Origin of the sequence: Janthinobacterium sp. OK676, from assembly GCF_900103595.1 — a bacterium.
Lineage (GTDB): Bacteria > Pseudomonadota > Gammaproteobacteria > Burkholderiales > Burkholderiaceae_D > Janthinobacterium.
This window is the reverse complement of the sequence record NZ_FNHA01000007.1, coordinates 138,066-155,378: the sequence shown is the minus strand read 5'-3', so window position 1 is coordinate 155,378 and position 17,313 is coordinate 138,066. Positions and strand designations below refer to the sequence as shown.

13 protein-coding genes are annotated in these 17,313 nt (G+C 63.9%); 9 read left to right on the top strand and 4 right to left on the bottom strand.

The window, feature by feature from the left end; translation table 11 throughout:
- Position 1 precedes the first annotated feature (1 nt).
- Positions 2–2,326 carry a PAS domain S-box protein gene (locus BLU39_RS15515; protein ID WP_092714464.1) on the top strand — a complete coding sequence of 775 codons (2,325 nt, stop codon included), beginning with the start codon at positions 2–4 and terminating at the stop codon, positions 2,324–2,326.
- On the opposite strand, the gene ligD is transcribed toward BLU39_RS15515, so the two are convergent.
- Positions 2,310–4,808: a DNA ligase D gene (ligD, locus tag BLU39_RS15510; RefSeq protein ID WP_092714461.1), complete on the bottom strand. Its 2,499-nt coding sequence runs from the start codon at positions 4,806–4,808 to the stop codon at positions 2,310–2,312. The genes BLU39_RS15515 and ligD overlap by 17 nt on opposite strands.
- 210 nt (positions 4,809–5,018) lie before the next feature.
- Between ligD and BLU39_RS15505 the strand changes: the two genes are divergently transcribed.
- The 8 genes from BLU39_RS15505 (at position 5,019) to BLU39_RS15470 (ending at position 11,746) form a co-directional block, all read left to right on the top strand.
- Positions 5,019–5,330 carry a hypothetical protein gene (locus tag BLU39_RS15505; RefSeq protein ID WP_092714459.1) on the top strand — a complete coding sequence of 104 codons (312 nt, stop codon included), beginning with the start codon at positions 5,019–5,021 and terminating at the stop codon, positions 5,328–5,330.
- A 222-nt stretch (positions 5,331–5,552) separates the two neighbouring features.
- Positions 5,553–5,870 (top strand): hypothetical protein, encoded by a 318-nt coding sequence (locus tag BLU39_RS15500; protein ID WP_092714457.1) that lies wholly within the window; start codon positions 5,553–5,555, stop codon positions 5,868–5,870.
- Positions 5,871–5,909: 39 nt separating this feature from the next.
- Complete coding sequence (locus BLU39_RS15495; protein WP_092714455.1) at positions 5,910–6,242, top strand: hypothetical protein; 333 nt, start codon at positions 5,910–5,912, stop codon at positions 6,240–6,242.
- A 220-nt stretch (positions 6,243–6,462) separates the two neighbouring features.
- A complete protein-coding gene (locus BLU39_RS15490; protein WP_092714454.1) occupies positions 6,463–8,610 on the top strand; it encodes a TonB-dependent siderophore receptor in 2,148 nt (715 codons plus the stop codon).
- Between the two features lie 15 nt (positions 8,611–8,625).
- Complete coding sequence (locus BLU39_RS15485; RefSeq protein ID WP_175539335.1) at positions 8,626–9,861, top strand: PepSY-associated TM helix domain-containing protein; 1,236 nt, start codon at positions 8,626–8,628, stop codon at positions 9,859–9,861.
- A 72-nt stretch (positions 9,862–9,933) separates the two neighbouring features.
- Positions 9,934–10,947, top strand: coding sequence for a serine hydrolase domain-containing protein (locus tag BLU39_RS15480; protein ID WP_092714451.1), 1,014 nt, complete (start codon positions 9,934–9,936; stop codon positions 10,945–10,947).
- A gap of 115 nt (positions 10,948–11,062) precedes the next feature.
- Entirely contained in the window at positions 11,063–11,425 is a 363-nt protein-coding gene (locus BLU39_RS15475) for a hypothetical protein (protein WP_092714449.1), read from the top strand.
- Between the two features lie 42 nt (positions 11,426–11,467).
- Positions 11,468–11,746, top strand: a complete 279-nt coding sequence (locus tag BLU39_RS15470) for a hypothetical protein (protein ID WP_092714447.1) — start codon at positions 11,468–11,470, stop codon at positions 11,744–11,746.
- Positions 11,747–11,800: 54 nt separating this feature from the next.
- On the opposite strand, the gene BLU39_RS15465 is transcribed toward BLU39_RS15470, so the two are convergent.
- The 3 genes from BLU39_RS15465 to BLU39_RS15455 all read right to left on the bottom strand — a co-directional run bounded on the left by BLU39_RS15465 (position 11,801) and on the right by BLU39_RS15455 (position 17,312).
- On the bottom strand, positions 11,801–12,358 hold the full coding sequence (locus BLU39_RS15465; protein ID WP_198511173.1) for a fasciclin domain-containing protein: 558 nt from the start codon (positions 12,356–12,358) through the stop codon (positions 11,801–11,803).
- 266 nt (positions 12,359–12,624) lie between these two features.
- Positions 12,625–14,067 carry an efflux transporter outer membrane subunit gene (locus BLU39_RS15460; protein ID WP_092714726.1) on the bottom strand — a complete coding sequence of 481 codons (1,443 nt, stop codon included), beginning with the start codon at positions 14,065–14,067 and terminating at the stop codon, positions 12,625–12,627.
- Between the two features lie 44 nt (positions 14,068–14,111).
- A complete protein-coding gene (locus BLU39_RS15455) occupies positions 14,112–17,312 on the bottom strand; it encodes an efflux RND transporter permease subunit (RefSeq protein ID WP_092714445.1) in 3,201 nt (1,066 codons plus the stop codon).
- Position 17,313: the final 1 nt, after the last annotated feature.

The following is a 17,313-nucleotide window of genomic DNA, read 5'->3' as shown; positions in this document are numbered from 1 at the left end:
CATGCGTGCGGAAAAAATGGATGCCGAGTTAGATCAGCTTATCCTCAGCGGCGCCCCGGGCGGCGTTGTCATCACGAACGAAGACCATGTCGTCGTGCGCTGGACGGTCGGGGCGCAGCGCATTTTCGGCTATGCCAGCGACGAAGCGCTGGGGCACACATTGTGGGAACTGATTTCTCTGCCGGGACAGGCCGAAGCGGCGCCGCTGATCGAGGAACAGCTGACCTTGCACGGCAGCTACGACCGCGAATCGCTGCGGCGGCGCAAGGATGGCGAACTCATCTACGTCGACGTGGCCTGCCAGACGGCACAGGCCGGGGCGGACGCTCCTCGCTACCTGATTTCCACCATGAAGGACACGACCTTGCTGAAGGCGGCGCGCGACGCCCAGTTCGTCGACGTGCGCTACCGCATGCTGTTCGAGTCGACGCCGGACAGTGTCATCATGGTCAATGCCACGGGCGCCATCGTGCTGGCCAACCAGCAGGCGCAGCGCCTGTTCGGCTACGCGGAAGGCGAATTGAATGGCAGGCAAATCGATAGCCTGCTGCCGCAACGGCTGCGCCATTCGCACGTGGCGCACCGTTCGCGCTATTTCGACCAGCCGCGCACGCGCACCATGGGCGCCGACCTGGAATTGCTGGGCTTGCGCAAGGACAACATCGAGTTCCCTGTGGAAATCAGCCTGTCGCCGATCCAGACGGAGATCGGCACCTTCGTCATCAGCGCCATCCGCGACGTCAGCGACCGCCGCCGTGCCGAGCAGAAGTTCCGCGGCCTGCTCGAATCGGCGCCGGACGCCATCGTCATCGTCAACGGCGATGGCGAGATCGTGCTCGTGAACTCGCAAACGGAACGCCTGTTCGGCTACTCGCGCGCGGAACTGCTCGGGCGCAACGTGGAAGTGCTGATCCCGGCCCGCTATGCACATGATCACCCGCGCCACCGCCAGTCCTTTTCCACGGCGCCGCGCGCCCGCTCCATGGGCGCCGGGCTGGAACTGTACGGCTTGCGCCGCGACGGCACCGAGTTTCCCGTCGAAATCAGCCTGTCGCCGCTGGAAACGGACGAAGGCGTGCTGGTCTCGTCGGCCATCCGCGACATCACGGAGCGCAAGCGCATCGAACGCACGCTCAACGAACAGAAGATCGAACTCGAGCGGGCCAGCCAGGCGAAGGACCGCTTTCTCACCAGCATGTCGCACGAGCTGCGCACGCCGCTGAACGCCATCCTCGGCTTTGCCCAGCTGCTGGCCAACGAATCCTTGCCCGCCACCGTGCCGCAAAAGCGCGCCTTCGTGCAAAACATCGTCACCTCGGGGCGCCACCTGCTCACCCTGATCAATGAAATCCTCGACCTGGCGAAGATCGAATCAGGCAGCCTGAGCCTGTCGATGGAAGCGGTGACGCTGCCCGCACTGATCGAGGAAGTGCGCGTGATGGTGGAAGAGCAGGCGCAGCAGCGCCAGATCCACCTGGTCTTTCCCGCCTGCGAGCCGCTGACCATCAGGGCCGACCATACGCGCCTCAAGCAAGTGCTGCTGAACCTGCTGTCTAACGCCATCAAGTACAACCGCCCGGCCGGCAAGGTGGAGCTGGAAATCTCGCAGCCCGATGCGCAACGCGTACGCATCGCCATCCGCGATACGGGCAAGGGACTGGACGAGGCGCAGATGGCCGAACTGTTCCAGCCGTTTAACCGCCTGGGACAGGAGGCGGGCAGCGAGGAAGGCACGGGCATCGGCCTGGTCGTCACCAAGCGCCTGGTCGAACTGATGGGCGGCTGCATGGGCGTGCACAGCTGTCTGGGCGTGGGCAGCGTGTTCTGGATCGAACTGGGCACCACGGCCGCGCCGCCCGCCAGCCGGCTACCGGAAACGGAATACCTGCCCGAGCCCGCCGGCGACGTGGACAACGACACCGGCCAGGCACTGCTGCTGTACGTGGAAGACAATCCGGCCAGCCTGCGCCTGGTGGAAGACATCGTCAGCTTCCTGCCCCACCTGCGCATGATCTCGGCCACCGACGCGCGCCAGGGCATCGCGCTGGCGCTGGCACGTCATCCCGATGTCATCCTGATGGATATCAACCTCCCCGGCATGAATGGCAACCAGGCGCAGCGCATCCTGCGCAACGATACGCGCACGGCGCACATCCCCGTCATCGCCCTGACGGCCAACGCCATGAAGGGCGATATCCGGCATGGCCTGGCCGCCGGCTTTTTCCGCTACCTGACCAAGCCCGTCGAGATTCCCCAGCTCAACGCCGCCATCGAGGAAGCCCTGCAGCTGGCGCGCGCCACCCTGCCGCTCAGGCCGGAGGAGTAAAGCCCAGCTTTTTCATCGCAGAGTCGAGGCCTTTCGCGCTGCGCGCATAGCCGTCCCACGGCGTATTGCCCACGTCGAGCCGGTCGTGCACATTGGCCACGTTCCACTGGTCGCCCGCCGTCAACTCGTCGAGTTCCTCCCAGGCCAGCGGCACGGAAATGCCCAGCCCGGAACGCGTGCGGGCCGACCATGCGCACACGGTGGTGGCGCCCCGGCCGTTGCGCAAATAATCGATGAAAATCTTGCCGACGCGGTTGGCCGGACCGCTCTTGACGACAAAACGCGCCGGGATGTGCTGCGCCATGTGGGCCACGATGGCTTGCGAAAACGCCTTTACCGTGTCCCAGTCATGTTTCGGACGGATCGGCACGACCACGTGCAAGCCCTTGCCGCCGCTCGTTTTCAGCCAGGCGGGCAAACCCAGCTCCGTCAGGAAGGCGCGCAGCAGCACGGCCGCTTCGCGGATGGCGGGCCAAGCCACGCCCTTGCCCGGGTCCAGGTCGAACACCAGGCGGTTCGGCGTGTCGTAGGCGCTGGCCAGCGCGTTTTGCGTGTGAAATTCCACCACGTTCCACTGCGCCGCCGACAACAAGCCCTGCAAGCTGGCCACTTCCAGCATGGGGGGATGTTCCGGGTCCAGCCGTGCATCGAGCTGTTTGACACCGGGCATGGTCGACGTATCGGCATGTTTTTGGAAAAACAGCTCGCCACCGACGCCGGCGGGGGCGCGTACGAGCGACACGGGCCGTCCGCGCAGGTGCGCGAGCATCAGCTTGCCCACCAGCGCGTAATAACAGACCAGGTCGATCTTCCTGGCGCCACTGTCCTTGTCGATCACGCGATCAGCATGGCTGACCTTGAAACTGGCCGGCAAGACGCTGTCCGGCATGGGTTTGCTCTCCATCCTCTTCTCCTTCTCGATGCGCCGCGCCCGCTCGCGCACGATGGCGGCCGGCTTTTTATCTTCGCGCAAGCCGTGAAACACGGCGTGGCGCACGGCGCCGCCGCTGGTCCATTGCGCAAAACTCACTTCGGCCACCAGCTGCGGCTGGACCCAGATGGGCCTGCGCACGCCGCCCGCCTTGCCCGCGAACGGACTCGTATCGGCAAGCAGTGCGTCGAGCCGGCGCCGCAAGTCGCGCAGGCTGGCGTCATCGAAGCCGCTGCCCACATTGCCCGTATAGCGCAGCTTGCCCTGGGCATCGTGCACGCCCAGCAAGAGCGAACCGATGCCCTCGCGCGCGCCCTGCGGCGCCGTATAGCCGCCGATGACGAATTCCTGGCGCAGCCCGCACTTGAGCTTGATCCAGTCGCCCGAACGCCGCGTGACGTAGGGTGAACCGCGCCGCTTGCCGATCACCCCTTCCAGCCCCAGGCGGCAGGCGTGGGCCAGCAGCTGCTGCGGCGCGGCATCGAGCGCGTCGCTGAAGCGCACCAGGGGCGACGCGGGAAAGCTCTGCAGCAGCTCTTGCAGCAGCGCCCTGCGCGCCTCGACGGGTTGGCCGCGCAGATCATGGCCATCGAAGTACGGCACGTCGAACAGGTAATACGCGATCTCGCTGCTTGTTTGCGCGTCGAACGCGCGCTGCAAGGCGCCGAAATCCGGGTGGCCGCTGGCGTCGTTGACGACGATTTCACCGTCGTACCAGCCCGGCGGCAAGCCCAGCTTTTCCAGCGCTTGCCGCAGCTTCGGCAATTTCGCCGTCCAGTCGTTGCCATTGCGCGTCATCAGGGCGACATGTTCGCCATCGCAACGGGCGAGGATGCGGTAGCCGTCGAATTTCACCTCGAAAATCCAGTCTTGCGCGTCCGGCGGCGGCGCATCGACGAGGGTGGCCAGCTGCGGCGACAGGGTAGCGGGCAACTCGGCGGCCGGCGCTGCGGAGCCGTCCGTCCTCTTCTTGCGCTTGGGCAAGGCCTTGCTCCTGACGCTGTCGGGGAACTCGTCGACCACAGAAAATTCCGCTGCCGGCCGCGCATACTCGTCTTTTTCCTTGATCAGCAGCCAGGCCGGCTGCTTTTCGCTGCGTTTGTCTGCCCGGCCTTTCATGCGCACCAGCACCCACTTGCCATGCATCTTGTGGCCATGCAGCGTGAATTTCAGCTCGCCGGCCGCCAGCGCCTTGCGCGCATCGGGCGTGGCGGGCTGCGGCTGCCACGTCCCCTTGTCCCAGATGATGACCTTGCCCGCGCCATACTGTTTTTCGGGGATCGTGCCTTCAAAACTGGCATACGCAATGGGATGGTCTTCCACCTGCACGGCCATGCGCTTGTCGCGCGGATCGTAGCTGGGCCCTTTCGGCACGGCCCAGCTTTTCATCGTGCCGTCCAGTTCCAGCCGGAAGTCATAGTGCAAACGGCTGGCCCAGTGCTTCTGGATGACGAAGGTGAGCGCATCGTTCGCGTCCTCGTCGCCACCCGCAGGCTCGGGCGTAACGGCGAAATTGCGTTTGGACCGGTAGGTTTTCAGGTCGGCTTTCATGGTGAACCCAGGCAATATGGATGACTTCGAGTCTAGGCCGCAGCGGACCGTGGCGCGGTACGCCAGCTAACAGAGCGCCTGCCCCGGCAAATGTAAGTGTTTGTAATTCGCAAAAAACGTGTCAACGGTATTGCCGTACGGCGCGTTTTTGGCTCAGTGACAGGGGATTGATCTCCTGAACTACAACCCCACTTCTCGAGGAACTGCACCATGAAAAAAGTAATCGCTACTCTGATCGCCGGCTTGTTCGCTACCGCAGCCTTTGCTCAAACGCCAGCCGCGCCTGCCAAGGCCGAAGCCAAGCACACCAAGGAAGTGGCAAAAGCGGAAGCCAAGGAAACCAAGGCTGTTGTCAAAGCCGATGCCAAGGAAGCGGCCGTCGTCGCCGATGCGAAAGCCGACGTAGCCAGCGCCAAGGCCGACGCCAAAGTCACCAAGGCAAAAGCCCATCACAAAGCGAAAAAAGCCAAGGCCAAGGCTGACGAAGCCAAAACTGAAGCGACCGCGGCAGCAGCCAAATAATTCGCTCCGCGCGTTTCATGCGCCACGCAAAAAGACAGCTTCGGCTGTCTTTTTGCATTTTCGCGCCGCCTTCTTCAATTAACGTCGCTTAAATCAGTCGATTGTAAGAAAGTGTAAACAAGGTCAACCGCAAGCTTCCGGGCCGCGTTTTCTGCTCAGTGACACGGGAATCATCCCGGCACCAACAGACATACCAGACAAACCACCACTGAGGACTGCACCATGAAAAAAGCAATTGTTACCCTGATCGCCGGCCTGTTCGCAACTGCAGCCTTCGCCCAAACCCCGGCAGCACCTGCAGCCGCTCCGGCAGCTTCGGTACCGGCGAAAGTGGAAGCGGCCCACACCAAGGCAGTCGTCAAGGCTGACGCCAAGGAAGCGCAAGCCGTCGTCGCCGCGAAAACGGAAGTGGCCAGCGCCAAAACGGAAGCAACGGCCACCAAAGCCAAGGCACACCACAAAGCCAAGCACACGAAAGCCAAGGCTGATGCAAAACTGGCTTCGGCCACCGCTGAAGCAGCGCCAGCAGCAGCCAAGTAATCCCTCACACAATCGCTTGTCACTCGCCAGGAAAATACAATGAAAAAAGTTATCGCCACCCTTATCGCCGGCCTGTTCGCTACCGCTGCCTTCGCCCAAACCCCTGCCGCTCCGGCAGCATCGGTTCCCGCCAAGGCGGAAGCGGCCCACACGAAAGCCGTGGCCAAGGCTGAAGCCAAGGAAACCAAGGCTGTCGTGAAAGCCGATGCGAAAGAAGCGGTCGTCGCCGCCGACGCGAAAGCCGACGTGGCCAGCGCCAAGGCCGACGCCAAAGCCAGCAAGGCAAAAGCCCATCACAAGGCGACCAAGGCCAAAGTGAAAGCGGATGCGGCCAAAGCGGCAGAAGCGGTTCCAGCAACGCCAGCCAAGTAATCGATCGCATTTCCAGAAAAGACAGCTTCGGCTGTCTTTTTTGCATTGCGGGACAACACAACTGAAAAGCATCGCCCGCCCTCCGCCGGCATCCACGTAAATCCATGTAAAGACAGGAAAAACGGCGCTTTCCAGTCACAAAGTATTTGCCATTCTGGCCATCGCTCAAATAGAATTGCGAATTATTCTCATTCTCATTCAAATTTCCAGGAGCCGTTTCATGCCAGGTCGCCCCCATTCATCTTCCCGCCCCACGCTGTCGCTGCACCCGCTGGCCCTGGCTATTTCGCTGGCGCTGGGCGCCGGCATGGCGCATGCCGCCGATGGCGCTGCGGCCGATGGCGCTGCCGCCGACGTGCCGGTGATGCAAACCATTACGGTTACGGGCAGCAGCGACGCCATCGCGTACACGACGCGCAAGAGCGCCTCGGCCAGCAAGTTCGACCTGTCGCTGCGCGATACGCCGCAAGCCGTCTCTGTTGTCACGCGCGCGCAGATGGATGATTTCAAGCTCGATAACGCCAGCAAGGTGCTGGCGCAAACCACGGGCGTGACGGTGGAGGCGGTGGAAACGGACCGCACCTATTACACGGCGCGCGGCTACGACGTCACCAATTTCCAGTTCGACGGCGTGGGCCTTCCTTTCGTCTTCGGCAACGTGATGGGCGACCTCGATACGGCGCTGTTCGAACGCGTCGACATCGTGCGCGGCGCGAACGGCCTGATTTCCTCCACCGGCAATCCATCGGCCACCGTCAACTTCGTGCGCAAGCGCCCTGGCGCCGGCCTGGCCGCTTCCGCCGGCGTCACCCTCGGTTCCTGGAACACGCGCCGCCTCGATGCGGACGTCTCCACGCCGCTCAGCGCCGATGGCAAGGTGGCCGCGCGCTTCGTCGTCGCGCATGAAGAAGGCGACTCCCACCTAGACCGCTACGCGCCGCGCAAGGATGTCGCCTACGCCATCGTCGAGGCAAAGCTGACGCCGGACACCAGCCTGAGCGTGGGCCACAGCTACCAGAACAACCTGGCCAAGGGCGGCATGTGGGGCGCCCTGCCCATCGCCTACACGGACGGCACGCCGACCAACTACCCGATTTCCACCTCGACCTCGGCCGACTGGTCGCGCTGGAGCATCCTCAACAACAGCACCTTCGCCGAACTGGCGCACCAGTTCAATGCCGACTGGCGCGTGAGCGCCACCGCCACCTACAACCGCTCCACCTCCGACTCGAAGCTGTTCTACGTCTACGGCACGCCGGACAAGGCCACGGGCGACGGCCTGTTCAGCTATCCGTCGCGCTATGGCTCGACCAACAAGCAGCGCCTGCTCGATGTCGCCGCCACGGGAAAATTCATGCTCGCCGGGCGCCGGCATGACCTCAGCATGGGACTGGCGTGGTCGAAATCCACGCTCGACGACGTGTCCCGCTATGGCCGCGGCATCGGCACGGCCCTGCCCGATGGCACGGCGTTCGACGGTTCCTACCCCGAACCGGCCTTTGATGCCTCGACCGACGGCAGCGCCTACAAGGATGAACGCAAGAACGCCTACCTGGCCGCCCGCTTCAACCTGGCCGACAACGCCAAGCTGCTGGCGGGCGTGAACACCGTCAAGGCCGACAGCACGGGCAGCGCGTATGGCGTCAGCCAGGCCAAGTCGCAAAGCGACACCACGCCGTATGTCGGCCTGGTGTACGACATCGGCCGCCATGTGTCGGCCTACGGCAGCTACACGGAGATTTTCAACCCGCAAAGCAGCATCGACGGCACGGGCCAGACCCTGTCGGCGGCCACCGGCAAGAGCCTGGAAGCGGGCCTGAAAAGCGAGTGGTTCGACGGCCGCCTGAACCTGTCTGGCGCGCTGTTCAAGACGCGCCAGAAGAACGTGGCGGAAGCGGCCGGCACCACGCCCGACCTCAAGACCTTCTACAAGGGCGTCGATTCGGAATCGCAGGGCTTCGAGCTCGATGCATCGGGCGAGCTGGCGAAGGGCTGGCAGGCGAACGCCGGCTATGCGCAGCTGCGCATCAAGGGCAACGACGGCAAGGATGCGCGCACCTTCATCCCGCGCAAGCAATTCCACCTGGCCACCACCTACCATGTGCCGGCCATGCCTGCGCTGAAAGTGGGCGCCAGCCTGAACTGGCAGGACGCCATCTACAACCGGATCGACGACACGACCACCCTGCGCCAGGGCGCGTATGCGCAGCTGGGCCTGATGGCCAGCTACGCCATCAGCCGCAACGTCAGCCTGGCGCTGAACCTGAACAATGTGACGGACAAGAAGCACCTGACCAGCTTGTACTGGACCCAGTCGCTGTACGCCGCCGGCCGCAATGGCAGCGCCACCCTGAGCTGGAAATACTAGGGAGCCGCCATGCGACTGCGTCCTTCGATGGTCGTCCTGCACCGCTGGTTCGGCCTGGCGGTAGCCCTCTTCCTGTTCGTCTCCGGCCTGACGGGCGCCGTCATCTCGTGGGATCACGAACTCGATGCCTGGCTCAATCCGCAGCTGTTCCACGCCGCCAGCGGCGCCGATGCGGGGCCTGCACGATCGGGCCTGGAACTGGCGCGCCAGCTCGAGGAGCAGGACCCGCGCCTGCGCGTCAACTACACGCTCACGGCGCTCGAACCCGGGCACGCGGCGCTGATCTCGGTGGAAGGCCGGCTGGACCCGGCCACCGGCAAGCCGTTTGAAACGGGCTTCAACCAGGTGGCCGTCGATCCCGCCACGGGCGCCATCCAGGGCACGCGCCAGTGGGGCGTCGTCTCGCTGACGCGCGAAAACCTGCTGCCCTTCCTGTACAAGCTGCATTACACCATGCACATCCCCGATGGCTGGGGCATCGAACTGGGCGTCTGGTTCATGGGGATCGTCGGCATCGTGTGGCTGTTCGATTGCGGCATCGCGCTGTACCTGTCGTTCCCGAACTGGCGCAGCTGGCGCAAATCGCTGGCCTTCCGCTGGCGCGAAGGCGGCCACAAGCTGAACTTCGACCTGCACCGCTCGGGCGGCGTGTGGGTCTGGCTGTTGCTGCTGGTGCTGGCCGTCACCTCCGTGTCGATGAATCTGCAAACCCAGGTGATGCGTCCCCTCGTGGCGAAGTTGTCCACCCTCAGCCCGAACGCCTTCGACAGCCGCTCGCCGCCGCCGCCCGACCACCCCATCGAACCGTTGCTGACGCGCGAACAGGCGGTGGCGCTGGCCAGGACGGAAGCGGCAAGGCGCGGCTGGGCGCTGCCGGCCGGCGGCGTGTTTTACTCGTCGAGCTACGGCCTGTATGGCGTGGGTTTCTTCGAGGCGGACAATGACCATGGCGACGGGGGCCTGGGCAACGCGTGGCTCTACTTCGATGGCCGCGACGGCAAGCCGGCTGGCGGCGTGGTGCCCGGCACGGGCAGCGCGGGCGATATCTTCCTGCAGGCGCAATTCCCGCTGCATTCCGGCCGCATCCTCGGCCTGCCCGGTCGCATCCTGATTTCCGCCATGGGCCTGGTGGTGGCGATGCTGAGCGCGACGGGACTGGTCATCTGGCTGCGCAAGCGCGGCGCGCGGGTGCGGCAAGCCGGCAAGGCTGCCCATGAAGCACACCAGCTTCATGCGACCTTCAGCAAATAGGCTCGGCAAACCGCCACAAGGCGGCGCAATTGGGCGACACTGGCCATCCGCCCATCGCCACGAAAGCCGTCCATGCGCCATCTGCTGCTGATTACCACCTTGTATCTGCCCTTCGCCGCCGGTGCGCAAGACAACCCCGCCACCCTAGAACAAGTCCTGCAAGCCCAGGACGACGACAGCCATGGCGACTTGCGCGCCGTCGTCGTGCTGCGCGACGGCGCCATCGTGGCCGAGCGCTATTACAACGGCGAGACGGCCGACACCCTGCACGACATCCGTTCGGCCGGCAAGAGCATCACCGCCTTGCTGGCAGGTGCGGCCGTGGCGCGCGGCCAGCTGGCGACGACAAAAACGGTGGGAGACTACTGGCCCGCAGTCGCCGGCAGCCCGGCGGGCAAGGTGATCCTCGACGACTTGCTGACCATGCGTTCGGGCCTGGCCGCCTTCGATGAAGACGAACAGTCGCCGGGCAATGAAGACAAGCTCGATGCGGCGCCCGACCCTGCCGCCTTCGTGCGCGGCGTGCCCGTCGCCACGGCACCGGGCAGCACGTACCGCTACAACTCGCTGGGAGCGTATATCGCGGGCAGAGTGGCGGAAAGCGCCAGCGGCGCCGACCTGGAAGATATCGCGGCCAAGGCGCTGTTCGCGCCGCTGGGCATCACGCGCTGGAGCTGGGGCCGCGACGTGGCCAACCATCTTAAAGGACAGGGCAATCTGTCGCTACGCGCACGCGACACGGCAAAAATCGGCCAGATGGTGCTCGACGGCGGCGTAGTTGGCGGCAAGAGGGTCATCGACATGAGCTGGCTGCAAGCCGCGCTGGCGCCACGCGTGGCCATCGGCGCCGTCGACCGTTACGCCGACAGCTACGGCTATTTCTGGTACGCGAAGACGCAGGATATCGGGGGCCACAAGATCGCCGTGCATTTCGCCTCGGGCAATGGCGGCAACAAGATCTACGTGATACCGGCGCGCCGCATGGTGGTGAGCATCGCGTCCAGCGCATATGGCAAGGGATATGGACAGCGCCGTTCGGAAGACATCCTGAAGGCCATCCTGAAGGCGGATGCAACGCAGATGTAAGCGTTTGTAATGACCGTCAACGGTAACGATCCGGGGCGCGTTTTATTCTCAGTGACACGGGAAACATCCCGGCACCAACAGACATACCAGACAAACCACCACTGAGGACTGCACCATGAAAAAAGCAATTGTTACCCTGATCGCCGGCCTGTTCGCAACTGCAGCCTTCGCCCAAACCCCGGCAGCACCTGCAGCCGCTCCGGCAGCTTCGGTACCGGCGAAAGTGGAAGCGGCCCACACCAAGGCCGTCGTGAAAGCGGACGCCAAGGAAGCGCAAACGGCCGTGAAAGCCGATGCGAAAGAAGCCAAGGCAGTCGTCGCCGCGAAAACGGAAGTCGCCAGCGCCAAAGCGGAAGCGGCTAGCACGAAAGCCAAGGCACACCACAAGGCCAAGAAAACCAAGGCCAAGGCCGACGAAAAGCTGGCATCGGCCACCGCCGAAGCAGCACCGGTAACGGCACCTGCAGCAGCCAAGTAATTCCGACACACTTTACCGACCACACATACCAAGGATTTCATCATGAAAAAAGTTATCGCCACCCTGATCGCCAGCCTGTTCGCCACCGCCGCTTTCGCCCAGGCGCCAGCGGCTCCTGCCGCCACCCCGGCCGCTCCTGCAGTGGCAGCCGCACCGGCAGCCAAGGCCGAAGCCCCGGCAGCCGCCGTCAAGCCGGCGACGCACAAGAAAGCCAAGCATCACAAGGCCAAGAAAGCCGCTCCAGCCGACAAGGCAGCACCGGCGGCGCCAGCAGCTTCCGCACCGGTAGCTTCCGCGCCAGCAGCAACGCCAGCCAAGTAATCGCGGCGGCATAAATGAAAAGACAGGGTACGCCCTGTCTTTTTTTTCGTCCGCTTATTTGGGCATCAGCACCGTGTCGATGACATTGATCACGCCATTCGACTGGTACACGTCATAGGTGCTGATGTTGGCGCTGTTGCCGCCTTCATCCATCACCACGATGTTGTGCATGCCGTTCATGGCGAACATCAGCTTGCCGCCGCTGGCCGTGGCCAAAGTGGCCTTGCCGTCATGCGTCTTGATTTCGTGGGCCAGCGCCTTGAAGTCGTATTTGCCGGGTACCACGTGATAGGTGAGGATTTTCGTCAGGGTCGCCTTGTTTTCCGGCTTGACCAAGGTATCGACGGTGCCGGCCGGCAGCTTGCCGAAGGCCGCATTCGTCGGCGCGAACACGGTAAATGGCCCCTTGCCTTTCAATGTATCGACCAGGCCGGCGGCCTTGACGGCGGCGACCAGGGTCGTGTGGTCGGCTGAATTGACGGCGTTGTCGACGATGTCCTTGGACGGATACATGCTCTGGCCACCGACCATGGTCGCCATGTCGGCGGCAAACGGGGCGCTGGCGGCCAGCATGGAAGCGAGGAACAGTGCTGCGGGAACGAAGGTGCGCATGATGGTATCTCCTGGATGACTGCGTTTGCGTGATTGCAGGAGTATTTACGCGTTGGGTCGGAGATTGGATTCAATTTATTTTTTGGTCTGGCCTTGATTGGGGGCGCGGGTGGTGTCGGCTTGCGCGCCATGCGCTAAGCCGACCTACCGCGCTACGGGCTAAGGCGACCTGCCGCGCCTCGCGCCACCAACGCCACCCCATAAAAAAACGGCGCCGTGCAAAGCACGACGCCGTTCTTGACAGGCTTGTCGCCGCGGATGGGGAACTAGTTGGCCGCGACCTGCGGCTCCGTCTCGCCCCAGCCGCCGCCCAGGGCGCGGATCAGCGCCACCGTGGTGACGGCGCGGTTGCCGCGCAATTGCACGGCGTTGCGCTCGATGGCCGCCAGGTTGCGCTGCGCGTCAAGCAAGTCCAGGTAGCTGGAACGGCCAGCGTCGTACAGCTTTTGCGCCAGGTCGGCCGAACGGCGCGCCGAGACGACGGCTTCGTCGATCTGCTGCGTCTGGCCCGACAGGATGCGCAGGCCGGCCAGGTTGTCTTCCACTTCGGCGAAGGCCACCAGCACGCTCTGGCGATACGTCGCCACCGACTCTTCCAGCTGCGCTTCGCTGCGGCTCACGGCAGCTTTATTACGTCCACCGTCGATGATCGGCATCGACATCAGGGCGCCCAGCAGCCAGGAACGGCTGCTCCACTTGAAGATGTCAGAGAACGTATCGGAGGCACCGCCGCCGGAAGCGTTCAAGGTCAAGGCCGGGAACATGGCCGATTTCGCCACGCCGATGCGCGCATTCGACGCTTCCATGGTGCGCTGCGCCGACGCGATGTCGGGACGGCGCTCCAGCAGCGAGGACGGCATGCCGGCCGGGATCACGGGAAGGAAGCCGCTATCCTGCAGCGGGTTGACGGTCGCCGTGAAGCTGGCGGCAGGTTTGCCCAGCAGGACGGCCAGCGCATGTTCGCTGGTTGCGCGCTGGCGCTGCAGGCCGATGGCTTCGGCGCGCGTCGTCGACAGCTCCGTGCGGGCACGGGACAGGTCGAATTCGCCGATGTCGCCCAGGTCATAGCGGCGCTGGTTCACATGCACGCTTTCCTCGCGCAGGCGCACCGTCTGTTCCAGGGTCGCCAGTTCGGCGTCCGTGGCGCGCAGCTGGAAGTAGGTCTGCGCCACGTCGGCCTGCAGGGACAGCAGCACCGAGCGGTAAGTCGCTTCCACGGCCAGCGCATCGCTGCGCGAGGCGCTGACGTTGGACGCCACGCGGCCGAACAGATCGACTTCATAGCTGGCCGTCAGGTTCGCCTGGTAGACGTTGGTCGCCGCCACCGGCGCGCCATTCGGCAAGCCGAGCGACACGGCGGAAACCCGGCTGCGCTGGCCGCCCACGTTTACGCCAACTTGCGGGATGCGGTCCGCTTCGGCGATGCCGGCAATCGCCCTCGCCTGCTTGACGCGGGCGGCGGCGACGGCCAGGTTGGCATTGGCCTGCGTGGCTTCGTTGATCAGGCTCGTCAAAGCCGGATCATTGAAGGCCAGCCACCACTCGCCGCGCGCCTGGCGCTCGGCTGGCACGCCCTGCTTCCAGCGCGTGCCGTCGGCCGCCGTCTGCACGGCAGGCACTTGCGCTTCCTTGAAGGCCACCGGCGTCTCGATCTGCGGCTGCTTGAACTCCGGCGCCGCGCACGCGGCCAGCAATACGGCCGCTGCCATGGCGGTCAGCACGGGCTTGACGCGCCAGATGATTTCCTTGGTTTTCAATATATATCTCCTTCCAGGTCCAGCGCTGGCGCGGCGACAGGCTTGGCGGCAGCGGCGGCTGGTTTTTTCTCAAAACGCTGCGCCAGGGTGCGCAGCAGTACGTAGAACACGGGCGTCAGGAACAGGCCGAAGAAGGTCACGCCCAGCATGCCGGCGAACACCGCCACGCCCATGGCATGGCGCATTTCCGAACCGGCGCCGTGCGAGAACACGAGGGGCACCACGCCCATGATGAAGGCGATCGACGTCATCAGGATAGGACGCAGACGCAGACGGCACGCTTCCAGCGCCGCTTGCACCACGGTGCGGCCATGCTCTTCCAGTTCGCGGGCAAATTCCACGATCAGGATCGCATTCTTCGACGCCAGTCCCACCAGCACGAACAGCGCGATCTGGGTAAACACGTTGTTGTCGCCACCGGTCAGCTTCACGCCCAACAGCGCGCACAGGATGGACATCGGCACGATCAGGATCACGGCCAGCGGCAAAGTCCAGCTTTCGTACTGGGCGGCCAGCACGAGGAACACCAGCAGCACGCACAGCGGGAAGACATAGATCATCGTATTGCCGGACAAGATGTCCTGGTAGGTCAGCTCCGTCCATTCATACGAAATCCCCTGCGGCAGCACTTCCTTGGCGATGCGTTCCAGCGCCGCTTGCGCCTGGCCGCTCGATACGCCAGGAGCTGCGCCGCCGTTGAAGTCGGCCGCCGAGTAGGCGTTGTAGCGCTGCACGCGGTCCGGGCCATAGGTATCCTTGACGCGCATCAGCGACGACAGTGGAATCATCTCGCCCTTGTCGCTGCGTACCTTCAACTGCGCGATATCCTGCGCATGCGAACGGAAGGAAGCATCGGCCTGCACGCGCACCTGGTAGGTGCGGCCAAACTGGTTGAAGTCATTCACGTACAGCGAACCGAGATTGATCTGCAAGGTCTGGTAAATCGTTTGCAGCTGCACGCCCATCTGCTTGGCTTTCACGCGGTCCACGTCGGCAAACAGCTGCGGCACGTTGATCTGGTAGCCCGAGAACACGCCCGCCAGTTCCGGCGTCTGGTAAGCCTTGCCGGCCAGCGCCTGCGTGGCGTTGTACAGCGCGTCGTAACCGAGGTTGCCGCGGTCTTCGATCATCATCTTGAAGCCGCCGATGGTACCGAGGCCGTTGACCGGCGGTGGCGGGAAGACCATGATGAAGGCGTCCTGGATGCCGCCCAGGCGCTTGTTGATCTCGGCCGCGATGGCGCCGCCCGACAGTTCCTTGCTGGTGCGTTCGTCGAACGGTTTCAAGGTGGCGAAGACGATGCCGGAGTTCGGCGCATTGGTGAAGTCGTTGATCGACAGGCCCGGGAAGGCGATGGTCGATTCGACGCCAGGCACCGACTTGATCACGTCCGACATGCGGCGCACGACATCTTCCGTGCGGTCCAGCGAGGCGGCGTCAGGCAATTGGGCAAAACCCACCAGGTACTGCTTGTCCTGCGCTGGCACGAAGCCGGCCGGCACGGCCTTGAAGGTGAAGATGGCGGCAACGACCAGCAGCGCATACACGCCCAGCGAAGCGCTCTTGCGGCCCAATACCCCTTTCACGCCCGCTTCATAACGGTGCGAAGCGCGGCCGAAGAAGCGGTTGAACCAGGCGAAGAAGCGGCCGAAGACCATGTCCATGCCACGCGTCAGCGCGTCTTTCGGCGCATCGTGCGGTTTGAGCAGCGCGGCCGACAGGGCTGGCGCCAAGGTCAACGAGCTGAATGCGGAAATCACGGTCGAAATGGCGATGGTCAGCGCGAACTGGCGGTAGAACTCGCCCGACAAACCAGGCACGAAGGCGATCGGCACGAACACGGCGCACAGCACCAGGGCGATGGCGACGATAGGACCGCTGACCTCTTTCATGGCCTGGATGGTGGCGTCGCGCGGCGACAGGCCTTCCTCGATGTTGCGCTCGACGTTTTCCACCACGACGATGGCGTCATCGACGACGATACCGATGGCCAGCACGAGGCCGAACAGCGACAGGGTGTTGATCGAGAAGCCAAAGCCCAGCATCACGGCAAAGGTGCCGACGATGGAGACGGGTACGGCCAGCAGCGGAATGATCGATGCGCGCCAGGTTTGCAGGAAGATGATCACCACCAGCACCACCAGGGCGATCGCTTCGAGCAAGGTATGGATCACGGCTTCGATGGACGAGCGCACGAACTGCGTGGGGTCGTACTCGATCCGGTATTCCACGCCTTGCGGGAAGTCTTTTTTCAGTTCTTCCATCTTGGCGCGCACGTCGGAAGACAGTTGCAGCGCGTTGGCGTTCGGCGCTTCGAAAATACCCATGCCGACGGCCGGATTATTGTTCAGCAGCGAACGCAGCGAGTAGCTGTTGGCGCCCATTTCCACGCGCGCCACGTCCTTCAGTTGCGTCACGGCGCCGTCGGCATTCGTGCGCACGATGATGGCGCCGAATTCCTCTGGCGTCTGCAGACGGCCCTGGGTGTTGACGGTCAGCTGGAAGTCCGAGTTCTTCGCTGGCGAGGCGCCGATCACGCCGGCGGCCACCTGCACGTTTTGCTCGCGGATCGCGTCGACGACGTCATTGGCCGTCATGCCGCGTGCCGCTACTTTCTGCGGGTCGAGCCAGATGCGCATGGCGTAGTCGCCGGCGCCGAAGATCTGGATGTCGCCCATGCCGGGCAAACGTGCCAGCTGGTCCTTGACGTTCAGCACCGCGTAATTACGCAGGTACATATCGTCATAGCGCTTGTTCGGCGAAACCAGATGCACCACCATGGTCAGGTTGGGCGACGACTTGACGGTCGTCACGCCGATCTGGCGCACTTCCTCTGGCAGGCGCGGCAAGGCGCGCTGCACGCGGTTCTGCACCTGCGTTTCAGCCTGCTCGACGTTGGTGCCGATCTTGAAGGTCACGGTCAGCATCATCGCGCCATCGGACGTGTTTTGCGAGGACATGTAGAGCATGTTCTCGACGCCGTTGATCTGCTCTTCGAGCGGCGCGGCCACGGTTTCGGCGATCACTTTCGGGTTGGCGCCCGGGTACTGGGCGCGCACCACCACGGATGGCGGCACGACGTCGGGATATTCGGAGATGGGCAGGCCGAAAATCGACAGCAGCCCGGCCACGAATATGACGATCGACAGCACCGCCGCGAAAATCGGCTTGTCGATGAAAAAGCGGGAAAAGTTCATG